This window comes from Streptococcus pasteurianus (genome assembly GCF_004843545.1).
Classification (GTDB): Bacteria; Bacillota; Bacilli; order Lactobacillales; family Streptococcaceae; genus Streptococcus; species Streptococcus pasteurianus.
On sequence record NZ_CP039457.1, the window covers coordinates 877,302 to 895,526 of the forward strand.

Sequence of the window (18,225 nt, forward strand, 5' to 3'; positions counted from 1 at the left end):
ACCGTAACCACCCTAGATTAGGAAAAATTATGCCAACATTTAATCGTATTCACCTTGTAGTTTTAGATTCTGTCGGAATTGGTGCAGCACCAGATGCTAACAATTTTGTCAATGCTGGTGTGCCAGATGGTGCTTCAGATACCCTTGGTCATATTTCAAAAACAGTCGGATTAACTGTTCCGAATATGGCGAAAATTGGTCTTGGAAATATTCTTCGTGAAGCACCTCTAAAAACAGTACCAGCAGAAGCACAGCCAAGTGGTTATGCAACAAAATTAGAAGAAGTATCACGTGGAAAAGATACCATGACAGGGCACTGGGAAATCATGGGGCTTAATATTACAGATCCCTTTGATACTTTCTTTGAAGGATTCCCAGAAGAAATTTTAACAAAAATTGAAGAATTTTCAGGACGTAAAATCATTCGTGAAGCCAACAAACCTTATTCAGGAACACAAGTTATCGCTGACTTTGGTGAACGTCAGATGAAAACAGGTGAATTGATTGTTTACACTTCAGCTGACCCAGTACTTCAAATCGCAGCACATGAAGATGTTATTTCGCTTGAGGAACTTTATAAAATCTGTGAATTTGCTCGTTCCATTACATTAGAACGTCCAAGTTTGCTTGGCCGAATTATTGCTCGTCCGTACGTTGGTGAACCTAGTAATTTCACACGTACAGCTAACCGTCGTGATTATGCTTTATCACCATTTGCACCAACAGTGCTTAATAAATTAGCGGATGCAGGCGTTCCGACTTACGGTGTCGGAAAAATCAATGATATTTTCAATGGTTCAGGTATTACAAACGATATGGGGCACAATAAATCAAATATGCATGGTGTTGATACCTTGATTAAAACCCTACAATTGCCAGAATTTACAAAAGGATTATCATTTACAAACCTTGTTGATTTTGATGCTATATATGGTCACCGTCGTAATGCCGCAGGTTACCGTGATTGTCTAGAAGAATTTGATAATCGTTTGCCTGAAATTATAGACAATATGAAATCAGATGACCTTCTTTTAATCACAGCAGACCATGGTAATGACCCAACTTACACAGGAACAGACCACACACGTGAATACGTTCCGTTATTGGCTTATAGCCCATCATTTAAAGGAAATGGTGTCTTACCAGTCGGACATTTTGCTGATATTTCAGCAACAATCGCTGACAACTTTGGTGTTGAGACAGCCATGATTGGTCAATCTTTCCTAGAAAAATTAGTATAAGAGGTGCATATGACAACAATTATTGAAAAAATTGAAGAAGCTCGTCAGTTCTTGGTATCACAAAGTTGTGATGCTCCTGAATTTGGTTTGATTTTAGGGTCAGGTCTTGGCGAACTTGCCGAAGAAATTGAAAATGCTGTTGTAATTCCCTATGAAAAAATTCCTAATTGGGGAAAATCAACAGTAGCAGGACACGCTGGACAATTGGTTTATGGTGACCTTGGTGGACACAAAGTCATTGCTCTTCAAGGACGTTTCCATTTTTACGAAGGAAATCCAATGGAATTAGTGACTTTTCCAGTTCGTGTCATGAAGGCTCTTGGTTGTAAAGGACTTATCGTGACAAATGCAGCTGGCGGAATTGGCTTTGGTCCAGGAACATTAATGGCAATTTCAGACCATATTAATATGACAGGACAAAATCCATTGATTGGTGCGAATCTTGATGACTTTGGACCACGTTTCCCAGATATGTCAGATGCTTATACAGCTGAATACCGTGATACTGCTCACAAAGTTGCCGAAAAAATCGGTATCAAACTTGATGAAGGTGTTTATCTTGGTGTTTCTGGACCATGTTACGAAACACCTGCCGAAATTCGTGCTTTCCAAACACTTGGAGCTGATGCGGTTGGTATGTCAACAGTTCCAGAAGTCATCGTTGCTGCTCATTCAGGTTTGAAAGTTTTAGGAATTTCAGCTATTACAAACCATGCCGCAGGTTTCCAAAGTTCACTTAATCATGAAGAAGTTGTTGCTGTTACACAACAAATCAAAGAGGACTTTAAAACTCTAGTTAAGGCTGTCTTGGCAGAATTGTAAGTCAATACTAAAACTTAGTATTATCATACTAAAATTAGAAAGTGGTGTCAGATGCGAATTCATTTTATCGTTCACGAAGCCTTTGAAGCACCAGGTGTTTATTATGATTGGTCTATTAAACGTGGTCATGATGTGACAATGACAAAGCTTTACCAAGGTAAAAAATTGCCAAAAGATAGTTCTGGTATTGACCTACTAATTGTTATGGGGGGACCACAAAGTCCACAAACAACAGTAGCAGAATGTCCTCATTTTGATGCACAGGCTGAAATCTCGCTTATCAAAGAAGCTATTTCACAAGATAAACGAGTTCTTGGTATTTGTTTAGGAGCTCAATTGCTAGGTGAAGCCTACGGAGTATCTGTTGAAAGAAGCCCAGAAAAAGAAATTGGAAATTATCCAATCACATTAACAGAAGCTGGTTTAGCAAATCCTAATCTTTCGCATATTGGAACATCTGCAATTGTTGGGCACTGGCATGGCGATATGCCTGGTTTGACACCACAAGCCAAAATTCTTGCAACTAGTCAAGGTTGCCCACGACAAATTGTCAAATATAGTGATAAACACTATGCTTTCCAATGCCATTTAGAGTTTTCAAAACCATTGATTGAAGCACTTTTGGCAGAAGAAGTTGATTATGATGAACAAGTTAAGACATACTCATACCTTCAAGTAGCAAACGAAATGCTAGCTTACGATTATTCAGAAATGAATCATATTTTAGAGCAATTTTTAGATGCTTTCACAAAATAAAAGATTTAACTCTAAAGCTTATTGCTTACGCTTTGGTACTGCCCTTCTTTTGACTAGTATAGTAGCAGGAGTAGGCGGTATTTTACTTCATGACTTATTAGAATTGATTGAATGGATGATTTTTGGTCATGGGGAAAGTACAGGTGCGCAGCCTATCACAAACCTACAATTTATTATTATCTTATTAACTGGTATTATTTCAGCGTTTATTTGGTTTGTTTTGCAAGATAAAAATCGTCAAATCATTTCAATCAAATCACAGCTAAAAGTTACTGATAATAGCAAACGTCCGATACTTTGGATACACTTGATACATATTTTTCTTCAAGTGGCTTCAGTCGGAGCTGGTTCACCTATTGGTAAAGAAGGTGCACCACGAGAGTTTGGAGCTTTAGGAGCAGGTCGTATTTCCGATCGAATGACATTGACCTTAACAGACCGAAAGCTTGCTATTGTTTGTGGGGCATCGGCAGGATTGGCAGCTGTCTATCAAGTGCCGATTGCCAGTATCTTTTTTGCCTTTGAGACACTAGGTTTAGGTTTGTCCGTTTTGAATCTTATTTCAGTCTCAAGCACAACGATTCTAGCTAGTCTTATTGCGGGAACGGTGATTTCAGATACACCACTTTATCATTCAGGACAAGTCGTGCTCGATGCTAAAACAGGTGGTTTTGCAATTGTTCTAGCTATTCTTATCACCCCCTTAGCGCAGCTATTTCGCCACCTCACCCAAAAAGCCCAAGCCGGCAAAGTGACAACTAAAAGCATTTTGTGGAAACTCCCCTTAACTTTTTTGCTTCTCGCAAGCTTTTCCCTTTATTTTCCAGAGATTTTGGGAAATGGCGGAGCTTTGGCACAAGCCGTTTTTGATGGGATGGGTGTGTGGTATGCCTTAGCTTGTGTGGTTATTAAAGCCGTACTTGTTTTGCTGACGCTGAAAAATGGTGCCTACGGAGGCACTCTGACACCGTCGTTTTCAATAGGCGCTGTCCTAGGATTTTTGGTAGCAGTGCTGTGTCAATTGGTAGTCCCAGAATTATCACTAACTTCGGCTATGTTAATTGGCTCAAGTATCTTTTTAGCCATTACGATGAATGCTCCGTTAACGGCTGTTGGTTTGGTTGTATCGTTTACGGGACAATCTTTTACAGCTCTTCCAATTTTGCTTCTTGCGGTCATCGTAGCCTTTGCTACAAAAACTATTATTGAACATATTGAAAGGAAATACTATGTCAATCCATATCGAAGCCAGACAAGGCGAAATCGCAGATAAAATTTTACTTCCAGGAGACCCGCTCCGTGCCAAATTTATCGCAGAAAACTTTTTAGAAGATGCCGTATGTTTTAATAATGTCCGTGGTATGCTTGGTTTTACAGGGACTTATAAAGGTGAACGTGTCAGTGTTATGGGAACTGGTATGGGAATGCCATCCATCTCTATCTACGCGACTGAATTAATCCAATCTTACGGCGTTAAAAAATTAATCCGTGTTGGAACAGCTGGTTCCCTTAATAAAGATGTTCACGTTCGCGAACTTGTTTTGGCGCAAGCAGCAGCAACAACATCAAGCATGATTAAAAATGAATGGCCACAGTATGATTTTCCACAAATTGCTGATTTTACCTTGCTTGACAAAGCCTACCATATTGCGCAAAATCTAGGAATGACAACTCATGTTGGCAGCGTGTTATCTGTTGACGCTTTTTATTCAGATTTTGCTGAAAACAATGTCAAACTCGGGCAACTTGGTGTGAAAGCTGTTGAGATGGAAGCCGCTGCACTTTACTACCTCGCAGCAAAACACGGCGTTCAAGCACTCGGTATCATGACGATTTCTGATAGCCTTGTTGCTGATGAAGACACAACCGCTCAAGAACGCCAAACAACTTTCACAGACATGATGAAAGTCGGTCTTGAAACTCTTATTGCAGATTAATGCAAGAAATATATGAAACGATAGACATCCTTTTGGATGTCTATGCTTATAATCACGCTTGGAAAATAGCAGAGCAGCACAGCGATTTTCCAGCGCAAAGCCGTTATCTTTTAGAAATGTTAAAAGAGCGTAGGGAACTTAACGTTGACTTTGCTTTTTTACATTCAGCAGAAAATCAAGCAATTTTAGCTAATTATGGCATTTCACTCATTACCAATGCGTATGAGGAAGAACAATTGGCAAATTATATTATGGATTTGGAAGCTAAGGTGAAAAATGGCAATATTATTGATTTTGTCCGCTCTGTTAGCCCAATTCTGTATAGGCTCTTTTATCGCCTTGCCAAACGCGAAGTTCCAAATTTGGAAAACTATATCCACGATGCTAAAAATAATCAGTATGATACTTGGCTTTTTACAAAAATGAAACAGAGCGACTATGCTATTTTTCATAGATACCTTGAGATTCGTCGTGATGGCAAAGTGACTTCAAAAGCTTTAGCAGAACTTTTGCAGTACGGACAACTTCCTCAGGAGATTAAACAGTTAATCAGCGAACTTCGTAATTTTGAAAAATCCGTTCGTAATCCCCTAGCCCACCTCATCAAGTCTTTTGATGAAGAAGAACTACACCGAACAACCAATTTCTCATCCCAAGCCTTTCTAGATAAAATTATTGCCCTTGCTACCTATGCAGGTGTCAAATATAACAAAGAAAAATTCTATTTTGACCAAGTTAATGATATTATCAAAAGTGAGTTGAAGAGAAATGGATAGAACATAAAAACTCTTGGACAATGTCTAAGAGTTTTTATGTATCAAATTTAACTTCTTCAAGGAGATACTCAATAAATCGTTCACCCATTTTTGAAAGGTTAGCTTTTTCGTGGCGAATATAGACAATGTCAATCATATCCTCAACATCAAGCGGAATAGAAACAATATTATCACCATTTAAATTACTATTTAAAATACCTGTAGCGATTGTATAACCATCAAGTCCTATCAAGAGATTGAAAAGTGTCGCGCGGTCACTAACGACAATTGATTTCTTATGGGGAATTTGTGAAAAAATTTCTTCAGAGAAGTAGAAAGAATTATGAATCCCTTGATCGTAGCTAAGGTAAGGGAAGTCTTCCAAATCTTCCATAGTTACCAGTTTTTTGCTTGCAAGAGGATTGTTTTTGCTGACAAAGATATGCGGACGCGTTCTAAAAAGGCTTGTATAGGTCAGATGATTATCATCGAACATTTTGGTCAAGACATCGTGGTTATAACTATTCAAAAATAAAACGCCGATTTCTGAACGAAAATTCTTAACATCATCAATGATTTCATACGTTCGTGTTTCACGAAGGAAAAGCTCATAACGTGACATGTCCGTTCCTTCTAAAAGTGAAACAAAAGCATTGACAACGAAAGCATAGTGCTGTGAAGACACGCTAAACAGTTCTCGGTTTGTATTTTTGCTCTTATAACGTTCCTCTAAAAGAGCCGTTTGTTCTAAAATTTGGCGAGCATAAGAAAGAAACTCAACGCCATCCTTAGTCAAGGTAATGCCTTTTGGGTTACGAATAAAAATTTCAATCCCCATTTCACGCTCCAAATCTCGTACAGCATTTGAAAGGCTTGGTTGAGTGATAAAAAGCTGCTTAGCAGCTTCGTTCATGCTCCCTGTTTCTACTATTTTAACGATATAGTGTAATTGTTGTATTCTCATAAACTTAGTTTAGCCTAAAAATGATTTTCCCGCAAGTAGGTACCAGTCTTTTATAAAGAAAACGATTAAAAAACGAACATTAGTCGTTTTGTAACATCATTACAAAACGAAGGTAAAAATACAACATTTTGATTATTAATTTCTTTTCTTTAACAAAGCGCCTATATTGTTTGAAATAAAGCAATGAAACCGTTTGTAAACATCTAGTTTTATAATAATACCGAATTGCAAAAGCATGACAAAAGTGTTAAAATAGGAACGTTAGTAATCCTTATAGAGAGTGGAGATTTATAATGCCTACACATTCACGTCATCAAAGACAGCATAAAAATTCACGTTCATATTCCCGTCTTGATACTAAGACGATAGTGAATAGTGTTCTGCTAGTCTTGTATGCTTTACTGGCAGGAATTGCGACTTTTCTGATGTATTCGCATAACATTCTTGCTTTCCGACACTTCAACATTATTTATACTGCTTTGTTAGTGGTTGTTCTTGTCGTATCATTGGTATTGATAATTCGGAAAAAAGGTAAATTAGTTGTTACTGTCCTTTTGGTCATTTTCTCGATTGTCGCAGCTGTTTCGCTTTTTGCATTTAAATCATTAATTGATGTAGCAGGCGATCTGAATGAAACAGCTTCATATTCAGAAATTGAAATGAGTGTTGTAGTACCGGCGAATAGTTCTATTTCAGATGTGACAGAATTATCAAGTGTTCAGGCGCCGACTGGAGCTGATGGAAGTAATATCGATGCCTTACTGTCACAAATCAAATCAGATAAAGGTGTTAATTTAACAACGGATACAGTTGATTCTTATCAAGCAGCCTATGAAAATCTCATTAATGGTAGTAGTCAAGCAATGGTTCTAAATAGCGCTTATTCAAGCCTGTTAGAATTATCTTATGATAATTATGAATCAAATTTAAAGACCATTTATACCTATAAAGTTAAGAAGAATATTTCAAATGATGCCTCATCATCAAATAAAAATGTCTTTAATATCTATATCAGTGGTATTGATACTTATGGTTCAATCTCAACAGTTTCTCGTTCAGATGTTAATATTATCTTGACAGTTAATATGGATACTCATAAGATTTTAATGACATCAACACCACGTGACTCTTATGTTCAAATACCTGATGGTGGTGCTAATCAATATGATAAATTGACTCATGCTGGTATCTACGGCGTTGAAACTTCTGAAAAGACACTAGAAAATCTTTACGGCATTGATATTGATTACTATGCTCGTATCAATTTCACTTCATTCTTGAATTTAATTGATGCGGTTGGTGGTGTAACAGTCTACAACGATCAAGCCTTTACAAGCCTTCACGGTAATTATGATTTTGAAGTAGGAAATATAACACTTAATTCAGATGAAGCACTAGGTTTTGTTCGTGAACGTTATAGTCTTGATAATGGTGACTATGATCGTGGTAAAAATCAATTAAAAGTTATTCAAGCCATAATTAACAAGCTAACTTCGTTTAGTTCAATTTCGAATTATTCATCAATTATGTCTACTCTGCAGGATTCTGTTCAAACAGATATGCCATTGGATACAATGATGGATCTTGCAAATACGCAGCTTGATTCAGGTAAGAAATTCACAATCACATCACAAGAAGTAACTGGTACAGGTTCAACAGGAGAATTGACTTCATATGCCATGCCAACTGCAAGTCTTTATATGATTCAATTGGATGATACGAGCGTAGCAAGTGCATCTCAAGCTATTAAAGATGTTATGGAAGGAAAATAAATGATTGATATTCATTCGCATATCGTTTTTGATGTAGATGACGGTCCAAAAACAATAGAAGAAAGTTTGGATTTGATTGGTGAAAGTTATCGTCAGGGCGTGCGTACGATTGTCTCAACGTCACATCGTCGCAAAGGGATGTTTGAAACACCAGAAGATAAGATTTTTGCTAATTTCAGTCAGGTCAAAGAAGCTGCTGAAGCTAAATACGAAGGTTTAGAGATTTTGTATGGTGGTGAACTTTACTATAGTAGTGATATCCTTGAAAAGCTTGAGCGTGGTCAGGTTCCCAAAATGAATAATACACGTTTTGCATTGATTGAGTTTAGTATGACCACATCATGGAAAGACATCCATACAGCACTTAGCAATGTGATCATGCTTGGAATTACACCAGTTGTTGCTCATATCGAACGTTATAATGTGCTTGAGTTTAATGAAGAACGTGTTAAGGAATTGATTAACATGGGGTGTTACACGCAAATCAATAGTTCACATGTTCTCAAACCAAAATTATTTGGCGATAAATACCGTCAGTTTAAAAAACGAGCACGTTATTTCTTGGAAAAAAATCTTGTTCATTGTGTGGCAAGTGATATGCATAATCTTGGTCCAAGACCACCATTTATGGATGAGGCTAGAGAAATCATCACGAAAGATTTTGGCACCAAGCGAGCTGATGCTCTTTTTGAGGGCAATCCTCAAACCTTATTAGAAAATAAAGATTTATAGGAGTTAATATGAATTCAAATGATCAGGCGAGTATTGAGATTGATGTATTCTACTTGCTAAGAAAACTTTGGAGTAAGAAATTTTTTATCATTTTCATTGCTTTAGTTGTAGGAACAGTTGCTTTACTTGGTAGTATTTTTCTGATAAAGCCTAAGTACACGTCAACAACTCGTATTTATGTTGTTAGCAAAACTGCTGATAATATTACCAGTCAAGATTTACAAGCTGGTTCTTATCTTGTTAACGATTACAAAGAAGTGATCACGTCAAGTGAGGTGTTATCTTCTGTCATTGATCAACAAAAACTGGCTCTTTCAACCAGTGAGTTGTCAGATATGATTACAGTTGATATCCCAACAGATACACGTGTTATTTCAATTTCTGTGGAAGATACGGATGCCCAAGAAGCCGCTGATATTGCTAACGCTGTCCGTGAAATTGCTGCTGAAAAGATTAAAGCTGTTACAAAAGTAGATGACGTGACAACCTTAGAAGCTGCAGCTACGCCTAAACATCCTTCATCTCCAAACGTTAAGAAAAATCTTGCTTTAGGGATGCTTGTTGGTGGGGCTCTAGCTGTTATTGTTATTCTTGTAGTTGAAGTGCTTGATGATCGTGTTCGTCGTCCAGAAGATATCGAAGAAGTGCTTGGTATGACTCTTCTAGGAGTTGTACCAGATATTGATAAAATGTAAGGAGAAAGATTGTAATGCCACAATTAGAATTAGTGAGATCTAAAGCTCAAATGGTTAAATCTATGGAAGAATATTACAATTCTATCCGTACCAATGTTCAGTTTAGTGGACGTGATTTAAAAGTGATTACGCTAACGTCTGCTCAGGCAGGTGAAGGCAAATCGACCACATCGGTTAATCTTGCTATCTCATTTGCGCGTGCAGGTTTTCGCACTCTTTTGATTGATGCGGATACACGCAATTCAGTTATGTCAGGTACATTTAAGTCTAATGAACGTTATCAAGGCTTGACAAGTTTCTTGTCTGGAAATGCAGAACTGTCAGATGTTATTTGTGATACAACAATTGATAATTTAATGATTATTCCTTCTGGGCAAGTCCCACCAAACCCCACATCATTGATTCAAAACGATAATTTTAAGGCAATGATTGAAACCGTGCGTGGTCTTTACGATTATGTGATTATTGATACACCCCCTCTTGGCTTGGTTATTGATGCAGCTATTTTAGCGCATTACTCAGATGCTAGTCTAGTTGTGGCAAAAGCAGGAGTTGATAAACGCCGTACCATTACGAAACTAAAAGAACAACTAGAACAAAGTGGCTCTATTTTCCTTGGTGTTATTTTAAATAAATATGATATTCACTTAGATAATTATGGGGCATATGGTAGTTATGGCGGTTATGGTGCTTATGGTAATTACGGAAAAGGTAAAGAAAAAACCAAAACTGGTAGAGTTAAACGAAAAAAATAATTGATATCTTTACCTTAGAATAGGAAACAGGAAGTTATATGTATAGCGAAGATTCGAAAAAGAAAGTATACTACCTTTCGTCGGATATTATAGCTTTAGTGGTAAGTTATTTCATCTTAGCACAATTTTATCCTTATCATCTTTTCGATAGTAAGTTCTTTGCAGTTGTTTTTGGAATTTTAATCGTGATTGTCAGTATTTTGAGTGATGAGTACTCTACAATCACTAATCGTGGTTATTTAAAAGAATTGAAAGCATCTGTGATTTATGGTATGAAAGTTTTAGTTTTATTTACTTTTGTACTGATACTTGGAAAAATTCGTTTTATCCATGACATTTCACAGATGTCTTATTTCTTCTTAGGGCAAATTTTTATTTTAGTAAGTCTTTTGGTCTTCATTGGACGTATTTTAGTTAAGAATTTTTTCACAAGTTATACAACGGATATTAAACAGGTATTGTTTGTCACGGATTTTACGAATGGTAAAGAAGTCATTAAAGAACTTAATAATTCCAATTACCATATAGCTGCTTATATCAGTCGTCGTGATAATCCAAAAATTTCACAACCGATTTTAAAAAGTACTAAAGAAATTAGGGACTTCGTGGCAACTCACCAAGTTGATGAGATATTTGTCGCTAAAAATCATCAAGATGATTTTATAGAATTTGCACATTGCTTAAAATTGTTAGGAATTCCAACGACAGTAGCTGTTGGGAATTATTCAGACTTCTATGTTGGAAATAGTGTTCTAAAAAAGATTAGTGATATGACCTTCATAACGACAGCATTCAATATTGTAAAATTCCGTCAGGTTGCTTTAAAACGTCTTATGGATATTGCAATGGCTTTAGTTGGCTTAGTGATTACTGGGATTGTAGCTATTATTATTGCACCGATAGTCAAGAAACAATCACCAGGACCACTAATTTTTAAACAAAAACGTGTTGGTAAAAACGGTAAGGTTTTTGAAATTTACAAATTTAGAAGCATGTACACCGATGCTGAAGAACGCAAAAAAGAATTACTAGCGAAAAATGATTTGGATACAAACTTGATGTTTAAAATGGAAGATGACCCTCGTATTTTTCCATTTGGGCACAAGTTGCGGAATTGGTCCATTGATGAGTTACCACAATTTATCAATGTTCTAAAAGGTGAAATGTCTGTTGTGGGCACGCGTCCACCAACGCTTGACGAATATCATCACTATGAGTTACATCATTTCAAACGTTTAACAACCAAACCAGGAATTACTGGCTTATGGCAAGTTAGCGGTCGTAGTGACATTACTGACTTTGAAGAAGTAGTGGCACTTGATATGAAGTATATCCAAAATTGGAGCATTAGTGAAGATATTAAGATTATTGCGAAAACATTTGGAGTTGTATTATCTAAAAAAGGTAGTAGGTAATGGACTATATTCTAAATTTAGGTAAAAACTCAGATGATTAGGATATTTTTGGTAAAAAGGTTAACATAAGGAATATTTTATGAAAATTTGTTTAGTTGGTTCAAGTGGTGGACACTTGACACATTTATATTTATTACAGGATTTTTGGAAGAATCAAGACCGATTTTGGGTCACTTTTGATAAAGACGATGCTAATCAACTCCTAAAAGACGAAAAAATTTTTCACTGTTTCTTTCCTACTAATAGAAATTTGATTAACCTTTGTAAAAATACTTTCTTGGCTTGGAAAATTCTCAAAAAAGAAAAGCCCGATATTATCATTTCATCGGGTGCTGCTGTTGCTGTCCCTTTCTTTTATATTGGTAAATTATTCGGAGCTAAAACAGTATATATTGAAGTTTTTGATAGGATTGATAAACCAACGCTTACAGGTAAATTAGTTTACCCCGTGACGGATAAGTTTTTTGTCCAATGGGAGGAGATGACCAAGGTCTATCCTAAGGCTATTTGTATCGGAAGTATTTTCTAAGGAGGTTTTATGATTTTTCTTACCGTCGGGACTCATGAACAACCCTTTGATCGTCTTATCAAGGCTATTGATGAGTTTGTTGAAGAGGGAGTCATTCAGCAAGAGGTCTTTATGCAAATTGGCTACGCTACCTATTTTCCTAAAAATTGTGAGTGGAAAAAATTCATTTCTCCTCAGGAAATGACTGACTTCATCGAAAAAGCAGATATTGTCATTACTCATGGAGCACCAGCTTCATTCCTACCTGTCGTTACTAGAAAAAAAGTACCTATCGTTGTTCCGAGATTTAAAAAATTTAACGAACACGTCAATAACCACCAGCTAGAATTCTCTTCTGCCGTTGAACGTAAATTTAACAATATCATTCTTATTGAAGATATCAAGCAATTAAAAGAAGTCCTTTTGAACTTTAATACTATTGCTGAAACTAAAAACAGAGATGCCTTTAATAATAATCACCAATTTATGGCTAAATTTACTCAAGAAATTCAAGGTTGGTATAGAGACGAGGTGAATGATGAAGATAGTTAATAAGATAAAACATACACTAAATACTGGAAAGCCTATTGATTCACAAAAATTTATCTTATCTTTCCAAGATTATAAGGTAGTATCTTTTGATATTTTTGATACCTTGCTAAAGCGTAATGTTGCAAAACCGACAGATGTATTTGCTTATATAGAACAAAAATTTGGCATAGAAAATTTTAAGCAAAAAAGAATTGAAGCTGAGAGAATAGCTCGAAGCCAGTCATTTGATTCAGAAATTTCATTGGTGGACATCTATAATCAGTATGGAATAGATTATTCAAAGGTAGAACTGCAGGCAGAATCAGAACTGTTAACTTTAAATCAAGATATGTTTTTGGTTTTCCAAGAAGCAGTAAAAAATAAAACAGTCATTCTAACATCAGACATGTATCTACCTGAGACATTTATTGTAGATATTTTAAATCGAGAGGGCATTACTGGCTATCATAAATTATATTTATCATCAACTGTTGGTGTTACAAAAAGCAATGGTAAAATTTTTGATTTAATCATTGAAGATTTATGTATTAATCGTGCAGATATCATCCATATTGGAGATTCATTTCATTCAGACTACAATATACCTAGAAAAAAAGGAATAGCCGCAAAGCATTTACCAACTACTATTAAGAAATCACACTATCGACTATCCGGTGATGCTATTGAGATTAATATTATCAATAGTTTTATTAATAATTCTATACCTAGCACTGCGGATTCTTATTATAGATTTGGCTATGAAAAATTTGGAATGTTTTTATGGGGATTTTCTAAATGGCTGCATGAATCGTTACTAAATGAAAATATTCAAAAGGTTTATTTTTTTTCACGAGATGGTTTAATCATGAAACAAGCCTTTGATATGCTTTTTGATGACATTGAAACCCATTATTTAGAAGTATCTAGAAGGGCTTTAAGGGTTCCGATTTTATGGAAAAATTATTCTCTTGATCATGTTATTGATATGATATCTCCCTCTAAGATGATATCCTTATCCTCAGTGTTTGATGGTCTGGGTTTAAATATGCATGACTACACAGATTTATTGACTACGTATAACTACTCTTTTGAGACTTATTTTGATCGTAAAGAATTGGTCAATAATAAAAAATTCGCAGAGTTTTATCAAGAACTATCAGCAGATATTGAAAGTAACTCTCGTAATGAGTATGACTTATTAGTGAAATACCTTGATCAGCATCATATCGAAGGAAAGTTTGCAATTGTAGATATTGGATGGTCAGGTGGCATGCAACGCTACTTAAAAGAAACCTTGGATACATTAAAAATAAGCAATAATATTACAGGATACTATATTGGTATTGCTGATTATTATAAACGAAATGTAAAAGCAGTTCCTTCTTTAAATTTAAAGGGTTATTTGTTTGATTTTTCCAAGAATACAACAGAAATTGATAAACGTAGGCCCTTTGTCGGCTTATTTGAATCTCTTTTTTTAGAGCAAGATGGTTCTGTTGAAAAATATATTAATGATAATGGTGTGATAAAAGCAAAAAGATTTTCATATGAATATTTTGAAAACGGAAAACCAACTGAGGAGTTTCAAGCTATTAAAAAATTACAAAGAGGAGCTTTGGATTTTGTCAAAAGTTTTGGTAATCCATCAATTGAAATATCTGCAGATCAATTATTTTATGGTCTGGAGCAAACGGGTCTTTTTCCTAACAAACAAGATATTAAATTATTTGCGGACTTTCGATTTTTTGATGATGGAGAAATCAATTATCTTGCCAAACCTCAGCATTTATTAACCTACTTGCTACATATTAGACAATTGAAAAAAGATTTTTTAATGTGCCGTTGGAAAATTGGTTTTTTAAAGCGATTATTAAAGATTAAACTTCCTTATCAAACTATTTACAATTATCTATCCAAATATAAATAAGAGGTTTTTTATAATGACTCACAAAAAACAGGTATTAATTGTCAATACCTCCGGCTTAGGTGTCGGAGGTATAACAAGTCATATGATTAACTATATTTCAAATATTAACACAGAGTATGAATTTACAGTAGTTGCGACTATCTTCCATGAAAAACAGGTTATTGATAATTTGGAATCTTTGGGTTGTCAGATTATCTCTATGGCCAATCGCAAAAAACAATTATTAAAGTATTATAACGAATTGAAGCAACTGATGGCTTCTAAACAGTTTGATATTATTCATGTTCATGGTAATAGCGCTACTATGGTTATCGAATTACAATTAGCAAAAAAATTTGGTATCCCTTCGAGAATCGCTCATTGTCACAATAGTCTATGCTCTCATAAATTCCTACACATGTTGTTAAATCCATTGTTTAAGCAATCTTATACCTTAACTATTGCTTGTTCTCAACAAGCTGGTGATTGGATTTTTGGTCCTAATAATTACACTATTTTAAAAAATGGGATCCAAGCAGCTAACTATCAATATAATGACTCTCAACGTCAACGCTATCGTCAATTATTTAACTGTAGTGATGAAACACTATTATTAGGAAACGTTGGAAATTTAGTTGAGCAGAAAAACCAAGAATTTTTAATTCCACTTATTAAGGAACTAAAATCACAAAGAAAAGTTAAATTGATGATTATCGGACAAGGGGATAAGGAAGAACACTTAAAAAGCTTAATCAAGCAAAACAATTTACAAAATGAAGTCAAAATCTTTCCTTATCGAGATGACATTCCAGCTTGTTTACAGGCTTTTGATGCCTTGGTCATGCCTTCGAAATGGGAGGGGCTACCACTCATTTTAATTGAAGCACAAACAGCAGGACTTCCATGTCTGATCTCAGATAAGATTACAAGCGATGCTAGTATCAGTGGAGATTTGTGTACTTACTTACCCTTATCGACAGAACAATGGTTTAAACAATTAACTAATTTTAAATCAAATGAAAACAGACAGCTATATGCTTCAAAAACAAAAGAAGCTGGTTTTGACATGGAAGGCTGTATCAATCAATTAAGGAGCATATATGGTTGATAGAGAGAAAAATAAAACACGTAAACATTCATTTTACAATCAATTAAATATCATTTTGGTATTTTTATTATTTTCTGTAGAAACATTAGATAATTATGTGCGAGAAGTAGGAGCTAATCTCCCTCATTTAAAGAATATCATATTGATGATTTTATTAGGAGTTTCTTTCATTCAATTTTTTTCTATTAGGAAGCAAAATAAAGAAAGAATTTTACTAAAAGAACAATTATCTGATAATTTAAAAATCTGTGTTACCTTTGCTGCCTTATCCATCTATTTTATCGTTAAAAATCAAGGTTTTTATATCGAAACAGTCTTAGGTTTAGTCAAATTGTTTTTACCAGTATTTATTGCCTATATCATGCTTAACACTTTAAGTCAGCGTCAAATCTATGATATCATGCAATTTTATTTGATTTTATCGATCATCTTTTACATATTTACCATTGGTATTCAAAATTTTACAGTTGAAAATATTGCAAGTGTCAATTTTTTAGATTCGTATTCACCATTTGAATCAACTTTCTTTTCACCGTCAGCCTTTGCTCTCTTTTTCTACTTTACTTACAATAATAAAAGAATCTGGCCAATTTTATTATCTGTGCTCTTTGTTTTTTTTACATTTAAACGCTTTATGATTGTTATTGTGTTTTTCACTTTAGTAGTTAATAGTTTTATTAATGATAATCGTAAAATACCAGTTTGGGTAGCTCGTTTACTAAGCATAGCTTTTATCTTAGGTACTTGGTTCTATATGCTCGTTATGGAAGGCTATTTGGATAACTTTTTAGAGAAGTATATTGGGATGGACATGAACCAGTTTACTATGGGGAGAGGATGGCTCTTACAAAACTTACAATACCATTTTACTAGCTATGGTTTTGGTTCTGCCAATATACAGGCACGCTCTATTGAAATGGATTTGCCAATGTTTTATATGGAAATGGGAATTATTGCAGTTGCTGTTTTTGTCATTTGTCTATATAGAATGGCTGATAATCGTATCTTTAATGTCTATTTTGTTTCTGCTGTACTTGTAGAGCTACTAACCTCTCACTTCTATGACATAACCTTTTTCTGGATTATCTTTTACTTGACAATAGGTAATAGTTCGCCAAGTCAACGAGAGTTAGCTAGTAAAAAACGTATAGTATTAAAATTTAGGTAGTAAAGGGAGTTTTTTATGAAACAGTTTGTTATCAATCTTTTGAGACTATTAATTAATATAGTATATTTACTACCAGTAGATAAAAAATTAATTTCAATTGTTTCTTTTCATGGTGATGCTTATAGTTGCAGTCCAAAGTATATTACAGAATATCTAATTAAACATTATCCTGACTATAAGATTGTTTGGGCTTTTAAGCATCCGGAGCAGTTTATTGGTCAAATTCCGCCTGAAATAGAGGTTGTAAAATATAAATCTATTAAATACATTATTAAGACAGTGAGAGCTAAAGTTCGTATTAATAATGCAGAAGAGTGGATACTACTAAAAGCTCGTCCTAACCAATTAGTCATTAATACCTGGCATGGTGGAGGTGTCTACAAAAAGGTAGGAAGAGCTTCAACTTTAGTTAATGAAAATCTATCGACTATGGATTACTATAACATCTCCAATCTATTTTTATCTGCATCTAAGGCTAATTCTGAATTAATGTATAGAGAATCTTTTTTATATAATGGTTCAATTATGGAGTATGGTTTACCTAGAAATGATATACTTGTCAATTTAACTCCAGAAATGACTACTTTTTATAAAAACAAATACACTAAGGATCTTCATAAAAAAATTATTTTATATGCTCCAACCTTTAGAGAAGGTGATAATGTTATGAGTGAAAAGTTAAATATGAAGTCTTTAATCAGTGCCTTAGAAGAAAAATTTGGTGGAGAGTGGGTAATTTGGATAAGGGGGCATCTAGCTACCATAGCAGATAATAAATTATCTGATTTTGCTACTGAGAACTGTGTGGATGTTTCTAATGTTAATGATATGCAGGAGTTGTTATGTGCTGCAGATGTTTTAATAACAGATTATTCATCATGTATGTGGGACTTCTCATTGACTAATAAACCGATTTTTTTATATGTTCCTGACTTAGAACATTATCAAAATTGTGAACGTGGTTTCTACTATCCAATTGAAGAATGGGGATTTTCTTATGCCACTACTAACTCTGAGTTGATGAATCATATTGCAAATTATAACCAAGAACAATATATCAATGCTATACGGAAACATCATCAAACCATGACTAGTTTTGAAACTGGTCATGCTACTGAAAGTATTGTTGACTATATCGTTCAACACACAAGTATATAATT

At 34.8% G+C, this 18,225-nt stretch carries 18 protein-coding genes; 17 read left to right on the forward strand and 1 reads right to left on the reverse strand.

Annotation, left to right across the window (positions count from 1 at the left end; all coding sequences use genetic code 11):
• Window positions 1–29 precede the first annotated feature (29 nt).
• The 6 genes from E8M05_RS04720 to E8M05_RS04745 are packed head-to-tail and all read left to right on the forward strand — an operon-like array spanning window position 30 to window position 5,532.
• On the forward strand, window positions 30–1,241 hold the full coding sequence (locus E8M05_RS04720) for a phosphopentomutase (protein ID WP_111718204.1): 1,212 nt from the start codon (window positions 30–32) through the stop codon (window positions 1,239–1,241).
• 9 nt (window positions 1,242–1,250) lie between these two features.
• Window positions 1,251–2,063 (forward strand): purine-nucleoside phosphorylase, encoded by an 813-nt coding sequence (locus E8M05_RS04725; RefSeq protein WP_003064461.1) that lies wholly within the window; start codon window positions 1,251–1,253, stop codon window positions 2,061–2,063.
• Between the two features lie 51 nt (window positions 2,064–2,114).
• On the forward strand, window positions 2,115–2,819 hold the full coding sequence (locus E8M05_RS04730; protein WP_136596413.1) for a type 1 glutamine amidotransferase: 705 nt from the start codon (window positions 2,115–2,117) through the stop codon (window positions 2,817–2,819).
• Window positions 2,803–4,092, forward strand: a complete 1,290-nt coding sequence (locus tag E8M05_RS04735; protein WP_069789159.1) for a chloride channel protein — start codon at window positions 2,803–2,805, stop codon at window positions 4,090–4,092. The genes E8M05_RS04730 and E8M05_RS04735 overlap by 17 nt, the downstream gene beginning before the upstream one ends.
• Complete coding sequence (gene deoD, locus E8M05_RS04740) at window positions 4,049–4,756, forward strand: purine-nucleoside phosphorylase (protein WP_069789158.1); 708 nt, start codon at window positions 4,049–4,051, stop codon at window positions 4,754–4,756. The genes E8M05_RS04735 and deoD overlap by 44 nt, the downstream gene beginning before the upstream one ends.
• Window positions 4,756–5,532 carry a LytR family transcriptional regulator gene (locus tag E8M05_RS04745; RefSeq protein ID WP_058692846.1) on the forward strand — a complete coding sequence of 259 codons (777 nt, stop codon included), beginning with the start codon at window positions 4,756–4,758 and terminating at the stop codon, window positions 5,530–5,532. The genes deoD and E8M05_RS04745 overlap by 1 nt, the downstream gene beginning before the upstream one ends.
• Before the next feature lie 34 nt (window positions 5,533–5,566).
• On the opposite strand, the gene E8M05_RS04750 is transcribed toward E8M05_RS04745, so the two are convergent.
• A complete protein-coding gene (locus E8M05_RS04750; protein ID WP_003064471.1) occupies window positions 5,567–6,475 on the reverse strand; it encodes a LysR family transcriptional regulator in 909 nt (302 codons plus the stop codon).
• Between the two features lie 293 nt (window positions 6,476–6,768).
• On the opposite strand from E8M05_RS04750, the gene cpsA reads away from it, so the two are divergent.
• The 11 genes from cpsA to E8M05_RS04805 all read left to right on the forward strand — a co-directional run bounded on the left by cpsA (window position 6,769) and on the right by E8M05_RS04805 (window position 18,223).
• Window positions 6,769–8,247: an LCP family glycopolymer transferase CpsA gene (cpsA, locus tag E8M05_RS04755; RefSeq protein WP_003064474.1), complete on the forward strand. Its 1,479-nt coding sequence runs from the start codon at window positions 6,769–6,771 to the stop codon at window positions 8,245–8,247.
• The gene (gene cps4B, locus E8M05_RS04760) at window positions 8,248–8,979 is read left to right on the forward strand and encodes a capsular polysaccharide biosynthesis protein Cps4B (RefSeq protein ID WP_003064475.1); all 732 of its coding nucleotides are present in this window, start codon (window positions 8,248–8,250) and stop codon (window positions 8,977–8,979) included.
• A gap of 8 nt (window positions 8,980–8,987) precedes the next feature.
• Window positions 8,988–9,674: a Wzz/FepE/Etk N-terminal domain-containing protein gene (locus E8M05_RS04765; RefSeq protein WP_003064477.1), complete on the forward strand. Its 687-nt coding sequence runs from the start codon at window positions 8,988–8,990 to the stop codon at window positions 9,672–9,674.
• Between the two features lie 14 nt (window positions 9,675–9,688).
• Window positions 9,689–10,429 (forward strand): tyrosine-protein kinase, encoded by a 741-nt coding sequence (locus tag E8M05_RS04770; protein WP_003064479.1) that lies wholly within the window; start codon window positions 9,689–9,691, stop codon window positions 10,427–10,429.
• 38 nt (window positions 10,430–10,467) lie between these two features.
• Entirely contained in the window at window positions 10,468–11,844 is a 1,377-nt protein-coding gene (locus E8M05_RS04775; protein ID WP_003064481.1) for a sugar transferase, read from the forward strand.
• A 79-nt stretch (window positions 11,845–11,923) separates the two neighbouring features.
• On the forward strand, window positions 11,924–12,373 hold the full coding sequence (gene pssD / locus E8M05_RS04780) for a PssD/Cps14F family polysaccharide biosynthesis glycosyltransferase (RefSeq protein WP_003064483.1): 450 nt from the start codon (window positions 11,924–11,926) through the stop codon (window positions 12,371–12,373).
• 9 nt (window positions 12,374–12,382) lie between these two features.
• Complete coding sequence (locus tag E8M05_RS04785) at window positions 12,383–12,904, forward strand: glycosyltransferase (RefSeq protein WP_003064485.1); 522 nt, start codon at window positions 12,383–12,385, stop codon at window positions 12,902–12,904.
• The gene (locus E8M05_RS04790; RefSeq protein ID WP_136596414.1) at window positions 12,891–14,810 is read left to right on the forward strand and encodes an HAD family hydrolase; all 1,920 of its coding nucleotides are present in this window, start codon (window positions 12,891–12,893) and stop codon (window positions 14,808–14,810) included. Before E8M05_RS04785 ends, E8M05_RS04790 begins: the two co-directional genes overlap by 14 nt.
• A 13-nt stretch (window positions 14,811–14,823) precedes the next feature.
• Complete coding sequence (locus tag E8M05_RS04795; protein ID WP_003064489.1) at window positions 14,824–15,897, forward strand: glycosyltransferase; 1,074 nt, start codon at window positions 14,824–14,826, stop codon at window positions 15,895–15,897.
• Window positions 15,890–17,065 (forward strand): hypothetical protein, encoded by a 1,176-nt coding sequence (locus E8M05_RS04800; RefSeq protein ID WP_003064491.1) that lies wholly within the window; start codon window positions 15,890–15,892, stop codon window positions 17,063–17,065. The genes E8M05_RS04795 and E8M05_RS04800 overlap by 8 nt, the downstream gene beginning before the upstream one ends.
• Window positions 17,066–17,080: 15 nt before the next feature.
• Complete coding sequence (locus E8M05_RS04805; RefSeq protein ID WP_003064493.1) at window positions 17,081–18,223, forward strand: CDP-glycerol--poly(glycerophosphate) glycerophosphotransferase; 1,143 nt, start codon at window positions 17,081–17,083, stop codon at window positions 18,221–18,223.
• The last annotated feature ends 2 nt before the right edge of the window (window positions 18,224–18,225 follow it).

Excerpts from the sequence above, each read along its gene's own strand:
- E8M05_RS04720 (WP_111718204.1), top strand. The coding sequence starts at position 30 with ATGCCAACATTTAATCGTATTCACCTTGTAGTTTTAGATTCTGTCGGA.
- E8M05_RS04725 (WP_003064461.1), top strand. The coding sequence starts at position 1,251 with ATGACAACAATTATTGAAAAAATTGAAGAAGCTCGTCAGTTCTTGGTA.
- E8M05_RS04730 (WP_136596413.1), top strand. The coding sequence starts at position 2,115 with ATGCGAATTCATTTTATCGTTCACGAAGCCTTTGAAGCACCAGGTGTT.
- E8M05_RS04735 (WP_069789159.1), top strand. The coding sequence starts at position 2,803 with ATGCTTTCACAAAATAAAAGATTTAACTCTAAAGCTTATTGCTTACGC.
- deoD (WP_069789158.1), top strand. The coding sequence starts at position 4,049 with ATGTCAATCCATATCGAAGCCAGACAAGGCGAAATCGCAGATAAAATT.
- E8M05_RS04745 (WP_058692846.1), top strand. The coding sequence starts at position 4,756 with ATGCAAGAAATATATGAAACGATAGACATCCTTTTGGATGTCTATGCT.
- E8M05_RS04750 (WP_003064471.1), bottom strand. The coding sequence starts at position 6,475 with ATGAGAATACAACAATTACACTATATCGTTAAAATAGTAGAAACAGGG.
- cpsA (WP_003064474.1), top strand. The coding sequence starts at position 6,769 with ATGCCTACACATTCACGTCATCAAAGACAGCATAAAAATTCACGTTCA.
- cps4B (WP_003064475.1), top strand. The coding sequence starts at position 8,248 with ATGATTGATATTCATTCGCATATCGTTTTTGATGTAGATGACGGTCCA.
- E8M05_RS04765 (WP_003064477.1), top strand. The coding sequence starts at position 8,988 with ATGAATTCAAATGATCAGGCGAGTATTGAGATTGATGTATTCTACTTG.
- E8M05_RS04770 (WP_003064479.1), top strand. The coding sequence starts at position 9,689 with ATGCCACAATTAGAATTAGTGAGATCTAAAGCTCAAATGGTTAAATCT.
- E8M05_RS04775 (WP_003064481.1), top strand. The coding sequence starts at position 10,468 with ATGTATAGCGAAGATTCGAAAAAGAAAGTATACTACCTTTCGTCGGAT.
- pssD (WP_003064483.1), top strand. The coding sequence starts at position 11,924 with ATGAAAATTTGTTTAGTTGGTTCAAGTGGTGGACACTTGACACATTTA.
- E8M05_RS04785 (WP_003064485.1), top strand. The coding sequence starts at position 12,383 with ATGATTTTTCTTACCGTCGGGACTCATGAACAACCCTTTGATCGTCTT.
- E8M05_RS04790 (WP_136596414.1), top strand. The coding sequence starts at position 12,891 with ATGAAGATAGTTAATAAGATAAAACATACACTAAATACTGGAAAGCCT.
- E8M05_RS04795 (WP_003064489.1), top strand. The coding sequence starts at position 14,824 with ATGACTCACAAAAAACAGGTATTAATTGTCAATACCTCCGGCTTAGGT.
- E8M05_RS04800 (WP_003064491.1), top strand. The coding sequence starts at position 15,890 with ATGGTTGATAGAGAGAAAAATAAAACACGTAAACATTCATTTTACAAT.
- E8M05_RS04805 (WP_003064493.1), top strand. The coding sequence starts at position 17,081 with ATGAAACAGTTTGTTATCAATCTTTTGAGACTATTAATTAATATAGTA.